General features: G+C 69.8%; 18 protein-coding genes. 9 read left to right on the top strand and 9 right to left on the bottom strand.

Features of this window, described 5'->3' with window-relative positions:
• From AB6807_RS07955 to AB6807_RS07965, 3 genes are all read left to right on the top strand, one after another.
• Window positions 1–236 (top strand): hypothetical protein (locus tag AB6807_RS07955; RefSeq protein WP_371084166.1); only part of this gene is annotated, 236 nt, incomplete at its 5' end.
• 151 nt (window positions 237–387) lie between these two features.
• Window positions 388–2295 (top strand): ATP-binding cassette domain-containing protein, encoded by a 1908-nt coding sequence (locus tag AB6807_RS07960; RefSeq protein WP_371084167.1) that lies wholly within the window; start codon window positions 388–390, stop codon window positions 2293–2295.
• Window positions 2296–2408: 113 nt separating this feature from the next.
• Window positions 2409–4175 carry a phospholipase D family protein gene (locus AB6807_RS07965; protein WP_371084168.1) on the top strand — a complete coding sequence of 589 codons (1767 nt, stop codon included), beginning with the start codon at window positions 2409–2411 and terminating at the stop codon, window positions 4173–4175.
• Window positions 4176–4181: 6 nt separating this feature from the next.
• On the opposite strand, the gene AB6807_RS07970 is transcribed toward AB6807_RS07965, so the two are convergent.
• The 4 genes from AB6807_RS07970 to AB6807_RS07985 all read right to left on the bottom strand — a co-directional run bounded on the left by AB6807_RS07970 (window position 4182) and on the right by AB6807_RS07985 (window position 9279).
• Window positions 4182–5093, bottom strand: a complete 912-nt coding sequence (locus tag AB6807_RS07970) for a copper chaperone PCu(A)C (RefSeq protein ID WP_371084169.1) — start codon at window positions 5091–5093, stop codon at window positions 4182–4184.
• Window positions 5094–5125: 32 nt separating this feature from the next.
• Window positions 5126–7462: a TonB-dependent receptor gene (locus AB6807_RS07975; RefSeq protein ID WP_371084709.1), complete on the bottom strand. Its 2337-nt coding sequence runs from the start codon at window positions 7460–7462 to the stop codon at window positions 5126–5128.
• A gap of 117 nt (window positions 7463–7579) precedes the next feature.
• Window positions 7580–7951 (bottom strand): DUF2946 family protein, encoded by a 372-nt coding sequence (locus AB6807_RS07980; RefSeq protein ID WP_116914331.1) that lies wholly within the window; start codon window positions 7949–7951, stop codon window positions 7580–7582.
• Window positions 7952–7962: 11 nt separating this feature from the next.
• A complete protein-coding gene (locus tag AB6807_RS07985) occupies window positions 7963–9279 on the bottom strand; it encodes a TraB/GumN family protein (RefSeq protein ID WP_371084170.1) in 1317 nt (438 codons plus the stop codon).
• 64 nt (window positions 9280–9343) lie between these two features.
• On the opposite strand from AB6807_RS07985, the gene AB6807_RS07990 reads away from it, so the two are divergent.
• Complete coding sequence (locus AB6807_RS07990; RefSeq protein WP_371084171.1) at window positions 9344–9757, top strand: VOC family protein; 414 nt, start codon at window positions 9344–9346, stop codon at window positions 9755–9757.
• Window positions 9758–9868: 111 nt separating this feature from the next.
• Window positions 9869–11023, top strand: a complete 1155-nt coding sequence (locus AB6807_RS07995) for a toxin-antitoxin system YwqK family antitoxin (RefSeq protein WP_165840580.1) — start codon at window positions 9869–9871, stop codon at window positions 11021–11023.
• A 136-nt stretch (window positions 11024–11159) separates the two neighbouring features.
• On the opposite strand, the gene AB6807_RS08000 is transcribed toward AB6807_RS07995, so the two are convergent.
• Genes AB6807_RS08000 through AB6807_RS08010 form a run of 3 tightly spaced genes read right to left on the bottom strand, consistent with a single transcriptional unit; the run spans window position 11160 to window position 14167 of the window.
• Window positions 11160–12134: a tripartite tricarboxylate transporter substrate binding protein gene (locus AB6807_RS08000; protein ID WP_116914334.1), complete on the bottom strand. Its 975-nt coding sequence runs from the start codon at window positions 12132–12134 to the stop codon at window positions 11160–11162.
• 3 nt (window positions 12135–12137) lie between these two features.
• Window positions 12138–12386, bottom strand: coding sequence for a hypothetical protein (locus AB6807_RS08005; RefSeq protein ID WP_371084172.1), 249 nt, complete (start codon window positions 12384–12386; stop codon window positions 12138–12140).
• On the bottom strand, window positions 12383–14167 hold the full coding sequence (locus AB6807_RS08010; protein ID WP_371084173.1) for an FAD-dependent monooxygenase: 1785 nt from the start codon (window positions 14165–14167) through the stop codon (window positions 12383–12385). The genes AB6807_RS08005 and AB6807_RS08010 overlap by 4 nt, the downstream gene beginning before the upstream one ends.
• Window positions 14168–14276: 109 nt before the next feature.
• On the opposite strand from AB6807_RS08010, the gene AB6807_RS08015 reads away from it, so the two are divergent.
• The gene (locus AB6807_RS08015) at window positions 14277–15053 is read left to right on the top strand and encodes a response regulator transcription factor (protein ID WP_371084174.1); all 777 of its coding nucleotides are present in this window, start codon (window positions 14277–14279) and stop codon (window positions 15051–15053) included.
• Window positions 15054–15151: 98 nt separating this feature from the next.
• On the opposite strand, the gene AB6807_RS08020 is transcribed toward AB6807_RS08015, so the two are convergent.
• Complete coding sequence (locus AB6807_RS08020; protein WP_371084175.1) at window positions 15152–16228, bottom strand: fumarylacetoacetate hydrolase family protein; 1077 nt, start codon at window positions 16226–16228, stop codon at window positions 15152–15154.
• A 149-nt stretch (window positions 16229–16377) separates the two neighbouring features.
• On the opposite strand from AB6807_RS08020, the gene AB6807_RS08025 reads away from it, so the two are divergent.
• Both AB6807_RS08025 and AB6807_RS08030 read left to right on the top strand, forming a co-directional pair.
• Complete coding sequence (locus AB6807_RS08025; RefSeq protein ID WP_371084176.1) at window positions 16378–17619, top strand: DUF3108 domain-containing protein; 1242 nt, start codon at window positions 16378–16380, stop codon at window positions 17617–17619.
• A 136-nt stretch (window positions 17620–17755) separates the two neighbouring features.
• On the top strand, window positions 17756–18034 hold the full coding sequence (locus tag AB6807_RS08030) for a DUF3567 domain-containing protein (protein WP_165840581.1): 279 nt from the start codon (window positions 17756–17758) through the stop codon (window positions 18032–18034).
• Window positions 18035–18151: 117 nt separating this feature from the next.
• On the opposite strand, the gene AB6807_RS08035 is transcribed toward AB6807_RS08030, so the two are convergent.
• Window positions 18152–19207, bottom strand: coding sequence for an AbrB family transcriptional regulator (locus AB6807_RS08035; protein WP_371084177.1), 1056 nt, complete (start codon window positions 19205–19207; stop codon window positions 18152–18154).
• 111 nt (window positions 19208–19318) lie between these two features.
• Here AB6807_RS08035 and AB6807_RS08040 point away from each other — a divergent pair, with 111 nt between their 5' ends.
• Entirely contained in the window at window positions 19319–20197 is an 879-nt protein-coding gene (locus AB6807_RS08040; protein ID WP_371084178.1) for a ChaN family lipoprotein, read from the top strand.
• Window positions 20198–20202: the final 5 nt, after the last annotated feature.

The raw sequence follows: 20202 nt of genomic DNA on the forward strand, positions 1-20202 counted from the left end.
GCTGCGATCAGCGAAGCCTTGTAGTCTATCACGGTTTTTTAAGTACCGTCAAACTTTTTTCGCTTTCTTCAACTTCACCAGCCAACCGCTTTTCGCGATCAGCCGCCGAAGTCTTTTCAGCGAAGCCTTCGATTATGCACTGCTTTTTCAAACCGCGTCAACTTCGAAGGAAGTTTTTTTACCCGACCCACTCGCAGTCAATTCCGAAGAACCCACCGCGACTCACTTTGCAGTGACTGTCAGTCGAGCCCGCAAGTATATGCCAGGATTTGAGCCCGACAAGCCCCATGACCAAACAATCTTGCAATCGAGTTGCCTGTCCACCCGCGGGCCCACATTGACGCACTGCAAACCCCGGAGAGTGCCTCCTCCGATAATCCGCACCACATGGCACTCATCACACTCCTCGACGCCCAACTGGCGTTCGGTCACGTCCCCCTGCTAGATCACGCGGACTTCTCTCTTCTTGAATCGGAGCGCATCGGCCTGATCGGGCGCAATGGCGCCGGCAAGTCCTCGATGCTCAAGATCCTCGGGGGCCTGGAGAAGACAGACGACGGCACCCTTCAATTGCAGCAGAACCTGCGCGTGGCCTACGTCGCCCAGGAACCGGCGCTCGACATGGACGCGGACGTGTTCACCGCCGCCAGCCAGGGCCTGGCCGAAGTCATTGCGGTGCGCGACCTCTATCTCTCCGGTGCGGACGGCCTCGACCTCGACGCCCTGCAGTCGAAGATCGAAGCCTTCGACGCCTGGAACTGGGAGCAGCGCGTGGAAGAAACACTGCACCGCCTCCACCTCGACCGCAACGCGCGCGTCGGCTCCCTCTCTGGCGGCACGCGCAAGCGCGTCGCCCTGGCCCAGGCCCTGGTGGCCGCCCCCGACGTCCTCCTGCTGGACGAACCCACCAACCACCTGGACCTCGACTCCATCGAGTGGCTCGAACAACTGCTCATCGACTTCAAGGGCAGCGTCGTCACCATCACCCACGACCGCAGCTTCCTGAACCGCGTGGCGACCCGCATCGTCGAGCTCGACCGAGGCAAGCTGAACTCCTACCCCGGCAACTTCGAGCAATACCTTCTGCAGAAGGAAGAACAGCTCGCCCAGGAGGCGGTCATCAGCGCCAAGGCCGACAAGCTGCTGGCCCAGGAAGAAATCTGGATCCGCAAGGGCGTGGAAGCGCGCCGCACGCGCAGCCAGAGCCGCATCACCCGCCTGCAGGAACTGCGCGCCAGCCGCACCGCCCGGCGCGAGGTGCAGGGCAGCGTGAACATGGACGTGGCGTCCGGCCAGTCCAGCGGCAAGATCGTGGCCGAACTCACCGAGGCGACCAAGTCCTTCGGCGAAAAGACCGTGATCCGCAACTTCAGCGGCACCATCCTGCGCGGAGACAAGGTCGGCCTGCTCGGCCCCAACGGCGCGGGCAAGACCACGCTGCTGAAGCTCATCCTGGGCGAGCTCGAGCCCGACAGCGGCAAGATCCGCCGCGGCACCAACCTGCAGGTGGCGTATTTCGACCAGATGCGCGACAAGCTCGACCTCGACGCCACGCTGGAAGACTTCATCAGCCCCGGCAGCGAGTGGATCGAAATCGGCAGCCAGCGCAAGCACGTGAAGAGCTACCTGTCGGACTTTCTCTTCTCCCCTGCGCGCGCCAATTCCCCCGTGCGCTCCCTCAGCGGCGGTGAGCGCAACCGCCTGCTGCTCGCGCGCCTGTTCGCCCGCCCCGCCAACGTGCTGGTGCTCGACGAGCCGACCAACGACCTGGACATCGACACGCTCGAACTGCTCGAAAGCCTGCTGCAGGACTACGACGGCACCGTGTTCCTCGTGAGCCACGACCGCACCTTCCTCGACAACGTGGTCACCAGCACCATCGCCTACGAAGGCGACGGGCGCTGGCGCGAGTACGAGGGCAGCGTGCAGGACTGGCTGATCCAGTCCAAGCGCGCCCGCGAAATCGCCGAACAGCGCGCCGCCTCGGCTCCGACGTCTGCCCCGACGCCAGCGGCCACCCCCGCGCCCGCCGCCGAAGCCCCCGCCCCCAAGGCGGCAGGCGCACGCAAGAAGCTCTCATATAAGGAGCAGCGCGAACTCGACGCCCTCCCCGCGCAGATCACCGCCCTCGAAGGCGAGCAGAAGCGCATCACGGAAATGCTCGAGCTCGACGGCGGCGCCCTCTACGCCAGCGACGCCTCGCGCGCCGCCGAGCTGGCCGAACGCCACGCCAGGATCGACGACGAACTGCTCGCCGCGCTCGAGCGCCAGGAAGAACTGGGCGCCACGCGCTGACCGGCGACCCCGCCGGCACCGGTCGTCCGCCCGTCCGACGCGCGGCGGGCGCCGACTAGGCTATACATGCGGCTAACCCCTCAAAGCCCCGGTCCAAGCCCCGGGGGAGCCGCATGCCTTCTTCCTTCCAGACGCTGTTCCGCCGGTCTGCAGCGCTCCTTGCGCTGGTGATCCTGGGCGCCTGCGCGCAACTGCCGCAGAACGTCGACCGGCCCGTCTCCCACGCAATCGCCTCCCCCACCACCGGCACCGCGCTGGCCGACCTGGTGCAGCAGCGCCGGCAGGCCGACAAGGCGCGCTACGAATCCGGCTTCCTGCTGCTGGGCGGTCCGCAGGCCGCCTACGGCAGCCGGCTCGCCCTGGTCGAGGGCGCCCAGCAGACGCTGGACCTGCAGTACTACGCCATTCACGCCGACGCCAGCACCGGCCGGCTGGTGCGCGGGCTGCGCGCGGCGGCCGAGCGCGGGGTGCGCGTGCGCGTGCTGCTCGACGACTTCCACACCACCGGGCGCGACGCGCTGGTACTGGGCCTGGCCTTCATCCCGAACATCGAGATGCGGCTGTTCAACCCGCTGGCCGGCTCGCGCGACTCCACCTTCAGCCGCCTGTTCAATTCGATCGACGACGCCTCGCGCATCCAGCAGCGCATGCACAACAAGCTGTTCCTGGCCGACAACGTGCTCGGCGTCACGGGCGGGCGCAACCTGGGCGACGCGTACTTCGGCAATGCGACCAACGGCAACTTCGTCGACGTCGACGTGCTGGCGGCCGGCCCGATCGTGCAGGACCTGTCGCGCAGCTTCGACAGCTACTGGAACAACGAGCGCGCCTACCCGGTGCAGTCGCTGGTCACGCGCGAAGAACTGCAGGCCATGCGCGACCGCGCGAAGAAGGCCGACCAGGAACTGGTCGCGCAAGCTACCCGCGACCACGACGAAAAACCCAGCGACGACGCACCGCCCACCGCCGAGCAGCGCGCCCGCGCCTGGGACGAGAAACCGCTAGACCTGCGCACCGCCACCTTCGTCTGGGCGCCGGCCGTGATGCTCGCCGACAAGCCCGGCAAGATCGCCGCCGATTCCGCCTCCGGCCCCGACACCCCCAAGGCGCCGGGCCTGGTGGTGAGCCAGCCCGACGACAAGGCCGGCACCTCGCGCGGCGTGGCCTCGCTGGAAGCCGCGTCCGACCTGGCCGCCAACGGCGACACCGTGGTCGAGGGCCTGCTGCAGCTGATCGGCCAGGCGCGCGCCGACCTGCTCATCATTTCCCCCTATTTCGTGCCCGGCAAGGACATGCTGCAGGCCTTTTCCGCGGCGCGCGCACGCGGCGTTCGCATCCGGGTGCTGACCAATTCTTTGGCGTCGAACGACGCGCCCGTGGCGCACGTGGGCTATGCGCGGCACCGCGAGGCGCTGCTGAAGATGGGCATCGAGCTGTACGAGCTGCGCAGCGAGCAGAGCAATTTCGGCAGCGTGTTCGGTTCTTCAGGCGGCAGCGGCGGCGGCGCGGGTGCAGGCTCCGGCAGCGGGTCCGGCAGCGTCACGGGCGAATCGCGCGCCATGCTGCACTCCAAGGTGCTGGTCATGGACGGCCGGCTGCTGGTGGTCGGCTCGATGAACCTCGACCTGCGCTCGCAGCTTCAGAACACCGAGATCGCGCTGCTGATCCGCAGCAACGAACTCTCGCGCGCGGCGTCGGAGCAGATCGAGCGCGGCATGGACGAGCGCTCGTGGCATGTGGAGCTGGTCGACGGCTCGCTGGTGTGGCGAGCCCCGAAGGACAGCAAGCTGCCGGACGCGACCTCCGAGCCCGACACCAGCGCCACGCTGCGGCTGATGCTCAAGCTCTTCGGGCCGCTGGCGCCCGACGAACTGCTCTAGGCAAGCTCAGTGCTTGTGCTGGTGCCCCGCCGCGGCGGCCGCATCGGCGCCTTCGGGCGCGCCCACCGGCAGCGTCACGTCCAGCGCGGTCTTCACGCCCTTGGCGTCCTCGAACTTCAGCGTGAACGGCACGCTCGCGCCCTTGGCCAGCGCGCCCTTCAGGTCCATCATCATCACGTGGTAGCCGCCGGGCTTGAGCTCGACGGTCTGGCCCGCGGGCAGGTCGAGGCCGCCGGAAAGCTCGCGCATCTTCATGACGTCGCCTTCCATCTTCATCTCGTGCACTTCGGCCGTGCCCGCGGCCGGGGTCGCGATGCCCACCAGCTTCGTGCCGGTGGGCGCGGTCAGCTTCATGAAGGCGCCCGTGCCGCTCTGGCCGGGCACCGACTGGCGCACCCAGCCGTCGCGCACGTCGACCGTGGCCACGCCCTGCGCCACCACGTTCAGCCTGGCGGCCGGGCTCTTCAGGCCCGCCGTCGAACTGCCCGAGGCCGGCACCTCGGCCCAGTCGGCCACGCCGGTGTCGCAGGTCTGCAGCACCTTGAACCACAGCGTGCCGGGGGCCGCGGGCACCTTGCCGCGCAGCACGAACTCGGCGCGCTCGCTGCCGGGCAGCGCGCTGTCGGGCGTCTCGGCGGTCCAGCGCACTTCGCCGTCGCCGTTCTTCGTCACGTCGAGCTTCCAGCCCTTGCGTGCCTGCGCGTCGCTCAGCACGAAGCCCTTGGGCAGGCGCACGGCCAGCCCGGTGGTGGCCTTGGCGCCTTCGCAGGCGTGGCCCACGCGGAAGGCCGCGTTGTAGTCGCTGCCCACGGTGGCCGCGCCCGGCGGCAGCGTGACGTGCGCAAATGCGGCGCCCATGCCGCACAGCATGGCGCATGCCGCCAGGGTCTTGAGCGCGGGCTTCGAATAGTTCGTCATGTCGTGTCGTCCTTGCAGGTGGAGTGAGAGAGTCAAAGGTCGAACTTCAGTTCGGCCACGTAGGTGCGTTGCGGGTACGGGTGGAAGGCCCAGTACTTGTTGTTGTTCAGGTTGTCGATGCCGAAGGACGCGCTCCACTGCCGGTCGATCCGGTAGCGTATGCGCGCGTCGACCACGAAGAACTTCGAGAAGCCCATGTACGCGGCGCCGTTGGGGTCGCTGTTGTCCAGCGTGCCGTACTGCTTGCCGCTGTAGCGCGCGCCGACCGTGTAGCTCCACCTGGCGTCGGGCCGGTAGGTGGCCAGCAGCGTCGCGCGCACCTTGGGCACGCGCGGCTGGTCCTGCCCGACGCTGGCCGCGAAGCCGCTGTTGGCGGCGATCTTCGAGCGCGTGAGGGTCAGGCTGCCGCTCAGGTCGAAGCCCTGCATGCCCACGTCGACCGCGTTCAGCGCCACCTCCAGCCCGCGGGTGCGAATGGCGTCCACGTTCTGCACCGTGCTCACCAGGTTGTTCAGCGCCTGGCTGTACAGCGCGTCCTTGGTGTTCTCGAAGAACAGCGTGGTGCGCAGCACGCCGTCGAGCCCCCAGCCCTTCAGGTCGCGCTCGGCGCTGAGCTCGGTGGTCCACGAGCGCTCGGGGCGCAGGTTCGGGTTGGTGTTGACGATGCGGTTGCCGTCGATGGAGCCCTGGTACAGCTCGCTCACCGTGGGCATGCGCACGGCGCGGCCGGTCGAGGCCTTCAGCAGCCAGTCGGACGTGGCCTGCCAGGCGACGGCGGCCTTGGGCGAGTCGTAGCTGTTCTTGCGCGGCGCGAAGCCGATCAGCGTGCTGGCGTTGCCGAGCTGGCCGCCGTAGGCCTCCCAGCGTTCGTGGCGCAGGCCGAGCGTGGTCTTCCAGTCTTTCGCGAAGCGCCAGGTGTCCTGCACGTAGAGCGACTGCAGCCGTGTGTTGCCGTTGAAGGCCGAGAACGGCGTCACGGGCGAGCCGTTGAGCCAGTCGAGCGTGTTGCCGACGCTGGTGCGCAGGCGGGCCGTGTCCTGCTGGAAGCCGAAGTCGACCACGTGCGCGCCCACGCCCTCGGCCGAGCCGGTGGGCCGCCAGGTGCCGGCCGCCTTGAAGGTGTTCCAGCCCGAGCCGCCCATGTCGGTGGTGCGCCCCGGCCCGCCGTTGAAGGCGCCCGGCAGCGGCGTGGTCGGCGTGCGCGAGGTGTCGCTCGCGTAGTCGAACAGGCTGGCGGCCACCTCCCAGTCGAACACGCCGCCGGTGTGGCTCTTCACCGAAAGGCCGTGCATGTAGTGCGTGAGCGCGGTTTCGGTGGGCGCGAGCGCGGCGCTGGGCGAGTCGAGGTTGTAGCTGCGCCCGCCGATGTTCACGCGTCCGCCGTACACCGGCCGGCCGAGCGCGTCGCGCAGCCAGGTGTCGACGCCGCCGTGCGTGGTGTTGTTCCAGGCGCCCAGCGTGTAGGTGGCGCGCACGGTGGGCGAGAAGTCGTACGCCACTTTCAGCTTGGCCTGCTCCTGCGTGGTGTCGTAGATGGTGGAGCCGCCCACCAGCCACCACGGCTGGTTCGACGGGTTCAGCCCCAGCACCGCGCCAGTGACCGGCGTGCCCGCGTTGCCGAGCGTGCCGGCGCTCACGAGCCGGTTGCCGAACACCAGCGCCTGCCCCTTGCTGTGGGTGCGCGAGGCGTTGAGCCACCACGACCAGTCGCCGCTGCGGCTGCCCAGCGACAGGTCCAGCTGCTGGCCGGCCGGGGACGAGTGGCTGTTGTACAGGTCGAAGTTCGACACGAAGCCGCTCAGCTTGACGTGCGCCTCCAGCTGCGTGGGCATGCGCGTCACGTAGTCGACCACCGCGCCCACCGAGTTGCCGGGGTACGCCGCCGAGAACGGTCCGTAGAGCACGTCGACGCGCTCGATTTCCTCGGGCGACACCATGCCCCAGCGCGGCGCGTAGGTGGCGCCGTTGCCCAGCGGGTTCGACAGCATGATGCCGTCGGCATAGACCATCGAGCGCGCGCTGTTGCCCGTGCCCGAGGCGCGCGTGGCGAGCACGGCGTGGTTGAAGTCGCCGATGTAGCGCTTGCGCACGACCAGGCTGGGCAGGTACTTGAGCGCGTCTTCGCTGTCGGTGGCGTTGACGGTTTCAACGATCTGGTCGTGCGTCACGCCTTCGATGGTGGTCGGGATCTGCGCGGGCAGCGAGGTCGGGCGGCCGCCGGTCACGGTGACGGTGCTCAAGGCACCGGAAGCACCGGATGCCCCGGAAGCGCGGGCGTTGCCGGGAGCCTCAGCGACCTCGGCGTTTTCGGCGGTGATCGCCTGCTGAGCCAGCGCGGGCGCGGCGAACGGAAAAATGGGAAACGCCATGGCGATCGCCAGGGCGCGGGAATGCTTTTTCAAGAGGAACCTTCTCCACGAAACTTCGAGCCGAACAGGCCGCGCGCGCACGTCGGTCGTGCGCATGCGGCATGGGTTGCGAAAGCGTCAGGAGAAGGTCGGGGGCCCGCGCGCCGGCAACGGCGCGGCGGTGGCCGCGGCCAGGCGCGCGGCGGGAATCGACTGGACCACGCGGCCCAGCGGCAAGGGAAGATCGAAAGCGGGCACCGCCAGGGCCGGCGGCGGCGCGCCGGTCAGCACGCACAGCGGGCAGTCCATGTGGGAGGCGCCCATTTCCTGCGCGCCGTCCTCGGTGTGGACCACCACCTTGATGGAGCCGACGCTGGAGCACACCAGCTCCATCGCCTGCGGATGCACCAGCGGAGAGGCCACCGCCACGCCCAGCGACAGCACGAACCACAGCAGCACCCAGCGGCCGACGAGGCCGAGGAAGCGGGTGTGGGGGCGCAGCAGGTGCATGGCGGTCGCGATTATCTGCGCACTTTGCCCTTGGCGGCAGGGGCCGCGGCCTTGGCCGGGGCCTTCGCGGGTGCCTTGCCGGCGGCCTTGGCCGGCGCCTTGCCGCCCTTGGGCGCCGGTGCCGCCTTGCCACCCTTGGCCGTCGGCGCTCCCTTTGCGCTCTTTGGGTTGGCCTGACCGCGCTGGCCCTTCACGGCCTTGCCGCCGCGCACGGCCCGCGGCGCGGGCGAAGGCGCCGCCAGCGCCGCCATCGGCGCCGCCGTCTGGGCCTGCGCGTCGGTCAGCACCGGCGTCACGGTGAAGCCGCGCGCCGCCATCAGCGTGGGCAGCCCCTGCGCGCCGATCATGTGCAGCGCGCCCACGGCGGCGAACACGCCCTTGCCGCCGGCGTGCAGGCGTTCGATGCCGTCGGCCAGGTTCGGGTTGCGGTCGTCGAGCAGGCGCTTCATGAGCCGCTGCTCGGCGGGGGTGTTGAGGCAGTCGCACCAGTCGGCGTAGCGGGCCAGGCGGGCCGCGTCGCTGCGCGCCCACACGTCGGCCAGCTCCTTCAGCTGGCCGCGCAGCTTGCCCGACTCCAGTTCGTCGAGCGCCGCGTCGATCTGCTCGCCCTCTTCGGCCTCCGATTCGCCGGTGAGCACCTTCAGCTGGGCGGCGGCGCTTTCGAGCGCGACGATGGGCTTGTTGCTGTTGCGGGCCGACACGGCCAGGGTTTCGTCCACGCCGAATTCGGGGTACAGCCCGTCGGCGCGCGCCACCAGCCCGGCCAGCGCCGTGACCTGCAGGATGGGCTGCAGCTTCGACAGCGCACCCGGCGGCACGCAGGCCTCGGCGTTCTGGCGCTCCAGGCGACGGGCGCGCTCGCCGGTGAGCACGCGCGCCAGTGCCTCGGGGTCGGCCGGCCGGGCCATGGCGGCGGCGGTGGCCTCGTCGCGCGAGTCGATTTCCAGCGCCAGCGTGTCGCTCTGGGTCAGCGCCTTCTGGATGGTCGGGCCGGGGCGCACCCAGTCGCCGCGCCCGACGTGGATGGTGCCGTACAGCCACGAGGTGCGCCCGTCGCGCTCGATGCGCCACAGCATGCCGCGGTCGACCCCGTTGCGCAGCGCGGTGCCGGGCTTTTCGAGGCTGGCGATGGCCGAGGGCGGGCAGGCGGCCTGCGCCGCCGAGAAAGTGAACACGCAGCAGGCGCCGGCCAACAGCTGGCGCGGCAACTGCGGCAGTCGCGACAGCCGCGACCACTGCGACAGAGGCCGCAGCCCCCGCACGAGGCGCAGGGGCGCTGATAAGTCGATGTCGCGCATCTGGGCGACGAGGATCCGGAGTATCCGCAAGGCTTGCTCCACGATGAAAGAAAGTCCGGCATTCTCACAGCAGCGCTGCCCATAATCCGAAACCATGCAGAGCATCTTCCACCTTGCCTTTCACGTTCGTGACCTCGATGGTGCCCGCCGTTTCTACGGCGACGTCCTCGGTTGCGCCGAGGGCCGCAGCACCGACACCTGGGTCGATTTCGACTTTTTCGGCCACCAGATTTCGCTCCATCTCGGCGAGCCCTTCGCCACCGCGCGAACCGGCCGCGTCGGCGACGTGATGGTCCCCATGCCGCACTTCGGCCTGGCGCTCGCCCTGCCCGACTGGCAGGCCATGGCCGCGCGCCTGGAGGCCGCCGACACCGAATTCCTGCTGAAGCCGCAGGTGCGCTTCGAAGGCCAGCCCGGCGAGCAATGGACGATGTTCTTCCACGACCCGTTCGGCAATCCGATCGAGGTCAAGGGTTTCCGTTCCCTGGACACCCTCTACGACAAGTGAGCACGCCACGTGAGCCCGCGCCGCGCCATGTCCCGCCAACCCGCCGCTGACGACGCTCCGGTCACGCGGGGGATGGGACGACGCGCTGTGCGGCGGCTGTTCGGGCGCGCAATGGCCGCATTGGTTCCCCTGGTCGTCGCCGTCGCGGCCCACGCCCAGCAAGACTGCGAGCTCAACGGCCGCGGCGTGAACCCGGCCAACGGCGCCACCACGGCCGGCAAGACCGGCCTGCTGCGCTGCAAGGACCGCGCGAGCGGCGAGCTGCAGCGCGAGGAGCAGGTGCAGAACGGCGTGTCGATGGGCCTGGTGCGCATTTATGAGAAGGGCAAGCTGGCCAAGGAGCACAGCGTCAACGCCAAGGGCAACATCCAGGGCCGCGCCCGGGAGTTCTCGCCCACCGGCCGCGTGCTGCGCGAAGCCACCTACGACGACGGCCAGGAGCGCGGCCTGGTGCGCAGCTTCTACCCCGACGGCAAGCTGCGCCGCGCCATGTTCTACCCCGACACCGGCAACGGCAGCGAGCGGGCCTCGGTCGAGTTCACCGAGCGCGGGCAGCTGTCGGCGCTGCGCTGCGCCGACACGCCGGCGCTGGCGCCGGTGGTCGACGACGCCAAGCTCTGCGGCTTCTCGGGCACGGGCCCCTCGCAGGTCGAGCTGTTCGACGCAGGCGGCAACCTTCGCTCGCGGCTGGCCTACGTGTCGGGCAAGCGCGTGCGTTCGCAGAGCTTCTACGACAACGGCAAGACCGCCGTGCTCGACGAAACCGTCGGCAACCAGCGCACCGAGCAGAACTATTCGTCGGAAGGCGTGAAGCGCCGCGAAACGGCCTACCTGCTGCAGGAGCGCACCAGCGTGCGCATCCGCGAGCAGGCGTTTTCAGAAAAAGGCACGCTGGTGCGCGACCAGCGCTGGAACAGCGCGGGCGAGCCGATCGTGGACGACAGCTACTACCTGAACGGCCAGCCGAGCAGCAAGTCCGCGTACAGCGGCGGGGGCGGAACCGGCGACGCGCGTTCGGTCGAGGTCACCGAGTTCTACGACAGCGGCGAGCGCGCCGCGCAGGGCCGCTACCAGCTGGCGAGCCGTGGCCGGCAGACGCCCGTGGGCACCCACCAGCGCTTCAGCGAAAAAGGCACGCTGCTGGCCGAGTCGACCTTCGACACCAAGGGCCGCGTGACGCGCGAGCGGGTCTGGGACGAGAACGGCGAGTTGCAGCGCGACGACGAGGTCTTCGAGGACGGCTCGCGCAAGGCGTTCTCCAAATAAGGCTCGCCCCCAGGCTGCGCGCACTTCGTGTCGCTTCGCCAACCCCCTGCCGGGGGCAACACCTGCGGCCCGGCGAAGCCGGTGCCGCGGTGTTTCCCGAAAAATCGGGTGCAGGCCGAAAAAGCCTGCTGCCGGGTCAGTCGAGCTTGATGCCGGCCTGCTTGATGATCGGCCCCCAGCGCTTGGACTCCGCGCGCGACAGCGCCGCGAACTGCGCCGGCGTGCCGGGCATGGCTTCCATGCCGAAGTCTTCGAAGCGCTTCTGCACCGTGGGCGTGCCGAAGGCCTTGTTCAGGTCGCCATTGAGCTTGGTCACCACCGCGGGCGACAGGTTGGCCGGGCCCAGGATGCCCTGGAACGCGAACACCTCCGTGTTGGGCACGCCCACTTCGGCCAGCGTCGGCACGTTGGGCAGCAGCTTGCTGCGCGCGCCCGAGCCGATGGCCAGCACCCGCACCTTGTTGCTCTGCATGATCGACAGGCCCGAGGCCAGGTCGAGGAACATGCACGGCACCTGCCCGCCCATCACGTCGGCCATGGCCGGCGCGGCGCCGCGGTACGGAATGTGGGTGATGAAGGTGCCGGTGCGCACCTTGAACATTTCCATGGCCAGGTGGTGCGGCGAGCCGTTGCCCGGCGACGCGTAGTTCACCTTGCCGGGGTTGGCCTTCACGTAGGCCAGGAACTCCTTGAAGGTCTTGGCCGGAAAGTCGGGGTGCACCACCAGCGCCAGCGGAAACTTGCCGATCGCGCCGATGTAGGTGAAGTCCTTTTCCGGGCTGAACGGCAGCTTGCTGAACAGGTGCTCGTTGAAGGCCAGCACCGCGTTGTCGGCCGACAGGATGGTGTAGCCGTCGGGCTTGCTCTTGGCGACCAGGTCGGCACCGATGTTGGTCGAGGCGCCGGGGCGGTTGTCGACCACGATCTGCTGGCCCAGCGTCTGGCGCATCGATTCGGCCAGCACGCGCGCGATCACGTCGGTGCCGCCGCCCGCCGGATAGGGCACGACCCACTTGATGAGCTGCTGGGGGTACTCCTGCGCATGGGCGAAGGGCGAGGCGGCCACGGCGGCGCCGGAGGCGAGCGTGGCGAGAAGGGTGCGGCGATCCATGGATCAGTCTCCAGTTTGTAATTCGAAAGCGGACAGGGATGGTACGGGCAGCGCGTGCAGTGCGTCGGCCAGCGCGGCGCGGCAGCGCGCCTCGTCGCCGACCTGCTCGAACAGCAGCAGCGCCAGGCGCGCGAGGAACAGCGATTCGCGCTCCGCGCCGGCTTCGCTGATGGCGCGCGCGCACTCGGCGTAGAGGCGGTCGCGGGCGTCCGGGTGAAGGGGATGCGACGGTTGCAGGGGTGTGGTGCTCATGCCAGGGTCTCCAGGCGCGCGGCCGCGGCGCGTGCCAGCGCAGGTTGCAGGGCGCCGGCCGGCAGGCGGTGCCAGCGCGCAGCCACGTGGCCGTCGGGGCGCAGCAGGTAGACCGCACCGTCCTGCGCGCCGAGCGCGGCGAAGACGGCGGGCGATGCGTGCGCGTCCGCCGCCTCGGTGCCGGGGCTGGCGACCGTGCGCACGGCGAAGGGCAACGCGCCGTCGCGTGCCGCGGCAAGGTCCGCCGCCGGCGGCGACGCCAGCTCGGGCCGCAGCACCAGCAGCGTGAAAGCCGGCGCGACCAGGTCCGTGAGGTGACCTCGTTCGAGCGGCTGCTCGGGCATCACCTCGCCCGGCAGCGGGCCGGCGGGCAAGGTGTCGCCATCGCTCGACAGCGGCGAATCGGCATAGCGCACCGCCTGCGTCTGGCGCGGGTTGATGAGCTGCGCGATGCCGCGGTGCGCCTCCGACAGCGACAGCGCCGCCTCGCGCAGCAGGTCGAAGCCGCGCGAGGGCGGCGACATGAACTCGGTGCTGCGCATCGCGTTCTCGGCGTTCACGTGGAAGGCCGCGATGCGCTCCTGCGAGTACGAGTCCAGCAGCGCTGCATCCGACACGCCCTTGGCCACGAGGGCCAGCTTCCAGCCCAGGTTGTCCGCGTCGTCGAAGCCCGAGTTGAGCCCGCGCACGCCGAAGATCGGCATCGCATGCGCCGCGTTGCCCGCGAACAGCACGCGGCCGTGGCGATAACTGTCGAGCGTCATCGCGCCGGCGCGGTACACCGAGGTCCACACCGTCTTCCACGGCAGGTGGCCTTCGCCGATGGCGTCGAGGTGGCGCTGCACGAACTCGGCCACGGCCGGCGGCTGCAGCGCCTCATCGGTGCTCTGGCCGGGGCGCAGCTGGTAGTCGATGCGCCAGATGTCGTCGGGCTGGCGGTGCATGAGCACGGTCGAGCCGGGGTTCCACGGCGGGTCGAACCAGGCGCGGCGCTCGGTCGGGTGGCCGCTGCGCAGCTCGATGTCGATGATCACGTAGCGGCCTTCGTAGCCCGTGCCTTCCAGCGCGAGCCCCATCGCCTTGCGCACGAAGCTCTGGCCGCCGTCGCAGGCCGCGAGCCACTGGCCGTGCAGCCGGTAGGCGCCCTCGGGGTTGCGCACGTCGAGCGTCACTCCGTCTTCGTCCTGCGCGAGGCCGGAGAGCTCGGTGGCCCAGCGGATGTCGATGAGCCCCGGCGTGGCCTCGTTGCGGCGGAAGATTTCTTCCAGCAGGTAGTGCTCGGCGTAGTACTGCTCGAGGTTGATCATGGGCGGCAGCTTCTGCTGCGCGTCGGTCGGCATCTCGAAGCGGAACACCTCGGCCGTCTTGTAGAAGCTGCGCCCCACGCTCCACGGCAGGCCCTTGCCCATGAAGCCGGGCAGCACGCCCAGGCGCTCCATGATCTCCAGGCTGCGCCGCGAGATGCAGGCCGCGCGGCTGCCCACGCACACCGTGTCGTCGGCCTCGAGGATCACGCAGCGCACGCCGTGGTTGGCCAGGCCCAGCGCCAGCGCCATGCCGACCGGGCCGCCGCCGGCGATCACCACCGGGTGGCGGCCGGGCTCGACGCCGCGCAGCTCAGCCTGTTCGCCGGGGTCGAGTTGCTCCAGCGGCGGCGTCCAGGGCTTGTAGCGGGTGTAGTGGAAGGCGCCGACCGAGGGCGGCAGTTCGGTGGCACTGGCCGGCGGCGGCACGGGGCCGCTGGCGGCATCGCCCGGGGCGGCTGCGGGAGGGTTCGTCATGCGACGGGATTGTCCCGATGCGCGGGCCGCGGCAATGTCATAACTTCGTACGAGGTATTTACCCTTGATCGTCCGATTCCAACCCGCATGAGCACCGCATGACCACCGCATGAGACGCTGGCGCATCCACCCCACCGACACCCCGCTGGCGGCCGCCGTGGTCGGCGACGTGCTGTCCGGCGTGGGCACCGCGCACCTGGCCACCAGCTACCTGAAGGCGATGCAGCGGGTGATGCCGGTCACCTTCTGCACCGTGTTCGCGGTAAGCGCCGCGGGGCGCATCGAGGCGGTGTCGGCCGCCAGCAGCTACGGCAGCACGGCCGAGCGCACGTCGGAGCGCTACGTGGCCCAGCGCTTCGACCTGCTCGACCCCAACATGGCCTGGCTCGCCGCGCGCAAGCTGCCGTCGCGCGCGCAGTTGTGGCTGGGCCACCAGCGCGCCGACGAGGTGGCCGACCCGGCCTACCGAGCGGCCTGCTACGGCGACGTGGGCATCCGCGAGCGCGCGTCGGTGCTGTTGCTGCTGCCGACCGGGCAGCGCGTGGCCGTGAGCTTCTACCGCAGCCTGGCGCAGCCGGAGTTCGGCGCGCAGGACTTCGCGCTGATCGAATCGCACGCCACCCTGCTGGCCGACGCCACCGCGGCGCACGGGCGCAGCGCGGTGGCCGTGCGCGAAGCCGTGGAGCCGGCGCTTGCCTCGCGCCTGCTCACGTTGAGCCTGCGCGAGCGCGAGGTCATCGGGCACCTGATGGCCGGCCGGACGGCGAAGGAGGCGGCGCGGGGAATGGGGGTGGAGCTGACGACGGTGCGCACGCATCAGTACCGGGCGTTCCGGCGGTTGGGGATACGGTCGCAGAAGGAGTTGCTGCGGGGGGCGGTCGCCTAGTCGAGGCGGCCCGGGCTCGAGGTTTTTGACCCCATGAGGTCAAAAACGGCCGCTACCGCCGCCAAATCGACGGAATTGACCCCATAGGGTCAAAAACGTCAGTCCTTGGCCGCCTCTCCTTCGCCCCCGTGCGTCTTCACCAACGACACCGGAGCCTCCTTCGGACGTCCACCGGTCGACACGATTTCCTGGTCGATCGCCCCGAACATCGAGCGCCCATCGAGCCCCTTCATCTCGATGCGGATCGTGTCGCCGAACTTCATGAACTCGGTGGACGGCTGGCCGTCCTGGATGGTCTCGATGCAGCGCTTCTCGGCGATGCACGAGTAGCCCTTGGGCCAGTCGGTATGGCCGTTCTTTTCCACGCCCTTGTTGCTCACGGTGCCGCTGCCCACGATGCTGCCGGCGCGCACGTTGCGCGTCTTGGCGATGTGGGCGATGAGCTGGCCGAAGTGAAAGGTCATCTCGGGGCCGGCGTCGCACATGCCGACCTTGCGGCCGTTCCAGCTGCTGTGCAGCGCGAGGTGCACGCGGCCCTTCTGCCAGGCTTCGCCGAGTTCGTCGAGGGTCACGGCCACGGGGCTGAACGCGGTGGCGGGCTTGCTCTGGAAAAAGCCGAAGCCCTTGGCCAGTTCGGCCGGGATCAGGTTGCGCAGGCTCACGTCGTTGGCCAGCATGACCAGGCGGATGCCCTCCAGCGCCTGCTCGGGCGTGGCGCCCATGCGCACGTCGCCGGTGACGACGGCGATCTCGGCCTCGAAGTCGATGCCCATGGCCTCGCTGGGCACGATGACGTCGTCGGTCGGGCCGAGGAAGTCGTCGCTGCCGCCCTGGTACATCAGCGGGTCTTGATAGAAGCTCTCGGGCACCTCGGCGTTGCGCGCCTTGCGCACCAGCTCCACATGGTTCAGGTAGGCCGAGCCGTCGGCCCACTGGTAGGCGCGCGGCAGCGGGGCCATGCACATGGCCGGGTCGAAGGGAAAGGCGTGGCGCGCGCGGCCGGTGTTCAGGGCGTCGTACAGGTCCTGCAGCTGCGGGCTCATGAAGCCCCAGTCGTCCAGCACCTGCTGCAGCCGGCTGGCGATGCCGGTGGCGTAGTGGGCGAGCGTGAGGTCGCGCGAGACAACGACGAGCTGGCCGTCGCGCGAGCCGTCCTTCAGGGTGGCGAGTTTCATGATGCGGTGCGTGCCTGCGTGAATGCGTGGGGAAGACGCCGCGCCGGCACCAGGCCGCGCGCCGCTCCCACTTAAACTGGTTGAACGGGCGGCAGTGTACCGAGGTGGTCTTGGTGAACCTCCGCGCCAGCACCCCACTCCACACACCGATGCCGACGCCCGTCGCTCCCCCCTCGCTGTCCGCCGGCCTGCCGGCGCGCCCCCCGTGGCGGGCGCTGGCCGGGCTGACGCTGGTGGTGGCGCTGGCGCACCTGCTGTTGCTGGGGCTGGCGCCGATGGCGATGGGCCCGGAACCGTCGCCGCTGGCGAACAAGTTCATCACCCGGACCATCGTGATCGCGCCGCCGGCGGCCGAAAAAGCCGCAGCAGCACCCGCGGCCAAGCCGGTGGAAGCCCGGCCGGCAGCGCCGCCCAAGCCGCGTCGCCCGCGCGCGCCCTCGGTGCCCAAGCCAAAGCCGCAGCCCACCCAAGCCCCCCAGGTCGCGCCCACGCCGGAGTCGGCACCCGACGCGTCCGTGCCCGCCACGCCGGACACGCCCGACCTGACAGCGCAGGCCGCTCCCGATTCAGGAGCAAGCGCACCCGAAGCGCCCGCCAGCGCCGCTGCTGGCGGTGCTGGCGGTGCTGGCGGTGCTGCCGGCGCGACCACGGCGGCCGGCGGCACAGGCGACGGCTCGCCCGGCAGCACCGCCGGCGCCGCGAGCCCCACCTCCGGCAACATCGCCGGCACGCAGTCGTTGCGCATCCCGGGCTCGGTCAAGCTGTCGTTCGCGGCCACCGGCCAGCGCGGCGCCTCGCCGATGCAGGGCGTGTTCGGCACGCTCGAATGGCTGCAGGACGGCAGCACCTACGACGCGCGGCTCACGCTCAAGCTGCTGTTCGCCACCATCCTCAGCCAGCACAGCGCGGGGCGCATCGGCCCCTCGGGCATCGAGCCCGAGCGCTATTCGGAGAGCCGCAAGGGCGAAGTGGCGGCGCATTTCGCGCGCGAGCAGGGCCAGATCGTCTTCAGCAACAACGCCCCGCCGGTGCCGCTGCTGCCCGGCGCGCAAGACCGGCTCAGCGTGGTGATGCAGCTCGGCGGCCTGCTGGCGGGCGACCCGGCACGCTACCCCGGCGGCAGCCAGATCACCGTGCAGACCGCCGGCACGCGCGAGGCCGGCACCTGGGTCTTCAACATCGAGAACGAAGAAAAAGTGACCGTGCAGGCCGGCGAATACACCGTGCGCAAGCTCACGCGTAGCCCGCGCAAGGACTTCGACGTGAAGCTCGAGGTCTGGCTCGCACCGGCATTGGGCTACCTGCCCGTACGGATCAAACAGACACAGCCCAACGGCGACTTCGCCGACATGGAATTGCGCGAATCCCTGCCTGCGGGGCCCACGAACTGAGGACAAAGTCACATCATCGAGGTCAAAAGCAGAAATTAACCCGTTGGTTCTACAAAAGGACAACCTGTCTTGAAACTGGCGCGTTGATTGCTATCTAACCCCCATGAACGCCATCGACATCCTTACAGGGCCCGCCATGAACATGCTTTATGACTCGGAGTCTTTCGTCGTCGTGCACGTGCAGCCCCATGAAGGCGACGAGCCGGCGCAGCCCAATGTGCCGGTTCTGGAGCGCCACGGCTTCGAAATCGTGGACAAGCGCTCGGGCAAGGAGGTGTACCTCGACGGCTCCTGGGCCGAGCTGTTCCAGCAGCAGATCGCGGCCTGGCAGCTCAACACCCCCACCCAGGAAGAAGTGGAAGACACGCTTGAAGGCTACGCCGAGCTGGCCCACACGCCGGTGCTGGTGCACTGAGCCACTGACCGGTTCCAGTTCACGCGTTCCGGTTCACGCGTTCCGGCCCTCTTCCGGCAACACTTCCGGCAACAAAAAGCGCCCCGCGGGGCGCTTTTTGCATTCAACGCGCCGTCTTCAGCGGTAGATCCACTTGAACATCGGCCCCACCAGCAGCAGCACCGCCACCAGCCGGCACACCTGAAACGCCGTGACCACCGGCACGCCCAGCTGCAGCACCTTGGCGGTGATCGACATCTCGGCGATGCCGCCCGGCGAGGTGCCCAGGATCATCGTGGCCGGGTGAAGGCCCGTGGCCCAGGCCAGCAGCCAGGCCACGCCGCCGCACAGCACCAGCATGCCGACGGTGCCCAGCGTGACCGAGCCCAGCCAGCGCGGCGCCGTGTGCAGGAACTCGCGGCTGAAGCGCACGCCCAGGCTCACCGCGATCACCAGCTGCGCCGTGTTCGACATCCAGCCCGGCACCGCCGACAGCGACACCCCCGCCACCGTGAAGCCCATGGCCACCAGCAGCGGCCCCATGAACCAGGGGTTGGTGCGCTTCAGCGCGCGCGTCGCGAGGCCGCCGACGCCGGTCGCCAGCGCCAGCAGCGCCAGGCCGCCCAGGTTCACTTCGCGCGCGCCGGGCGGGTTGATTTCCAGGCCGTGCAGGCCGCTCCACTGCATGGCGAACGGAATCGTCACCGTCACCACCACCAGCCGCAGGCTGTGCGCGGCGGCCACGAGGTCGGTGCGCGCGCCGGCCGATTCGGCCATCAGCGTCATCTCCGACGCACCGCCGATGGCGCCCGAGAAGTAAGTCGTGGCTCTCATGGATTGCGCCGGCACATGCGGCATGCGCGCGGCGTGCATGCCGTGCAGCCAGCGCCCGAAACTCCAGCCCAGCAGCAGCGCCCATGCGATGGCCAGCAAGATCGCCCACCACACGCTGGCCACCAGCGACACCACGTGCGGCGTGAAGTACAGGCCCAGCGCGGTGCCGATGGTCCATTGCCCCGCGTTGCGCAGCGGCGTGTGGCTGGCCGTGGGCGCGCCAGCGATCGAGGCCAGCGACACCGCGAGCAGCGGACCGATCATCCAGGGCAGCGGCGTGCGAAGCGCCAGGCACACGCCCGCGGCGGCCAACGCCAGCAACAGCGTGGCCAGCACGCGAACAATGAAACGGGAAGACACGAACAGAAGAGAACAGGGTCTCGCCAACAGCGAACAGAGCGGACAGGTCGGACAGCAAGAAGCGGATTTGGACGGCACGGCAGGCGCGCGCGGCGGGCATAGTATGGCGCGATGCCTCCTTCACACTGGCCCGCTCGGGCTCCCCGGTTCCTGTTCCCCTTGCTGGCGGTCGCCGCAGCAGCTGCCATCGCCGGCTGCGGCGTTTTCCAGCCGAGCGCCGACGCTCCCAACGCTCCGATAGCGCGCCGCATCGCCGCGCTGCAGCCCGTCGACGCCCTGCTGCTCGGCGAACAGCACGACGCCCCCGAGCACCACGTGATCGAGCGCGAGGCCGTCGAGGCGCTCGCCACGCGCGGCCAGCTCGCCGCGCTGGCGCTCGAGATGGCCGAGGAAGGCCGCGGCACCGCCCATGTGGCGCCCACCGCCACCGAGGCGCAGGTGCAGGCCGCGCTCGACTGGAGCGACAAGGCCTGGCCCTGGGCCAGCTACGGCCCGGCGGTGATGGCCGCCGTGCGCGCCGGCGTGCCGGTGATCGGCGCCAACCTGCCGCGGGCCCGCATGAAGGACGCGATGGCCGACGTCTCGCTCGACGCCCAGCTCAGCGGCGAGGCCTACACCGCGCAGCAGGAGGCCGTGCGCGAAGGCCACTGCCGGATGCTGCCCGAGTCGCAGATCCTGCCGATGACGCGCATCCAGGTCGGGCGCGACCGCGCGATGGCGCAGGCCATCGTCAAGGCGCGCAAGCCGGGGCAGACCGTGCTGCTGATCGCCGGCGCGGGCCACGTGGTGCGCACGCTGGGCGTGCCGCAGCACCTGCCCGACGACATCAAGGTCGCCACCGTGCGTCTCATGGCGGCACCGGCCACCGCCGAGGTGGTGCCCGGCGAATACGACAAGACGTGGCGCACGCCGCCGCTGCCCGAGAAGGACTACTGCGCCGAGCTCAAGCGCCCGGTCAAAGCGCAGCCCACGGCGCAACCCAAAAGCTGAGCCCC

This window comes from Variovorax sp. RCC_210, assembly GCF_041355175.1.
Classification (GTDB): Bacteria; Pseudomonadota; Gammaproteobacteria; order Burkholderiales; family Burkholderiaceae_C; genus Variovorax.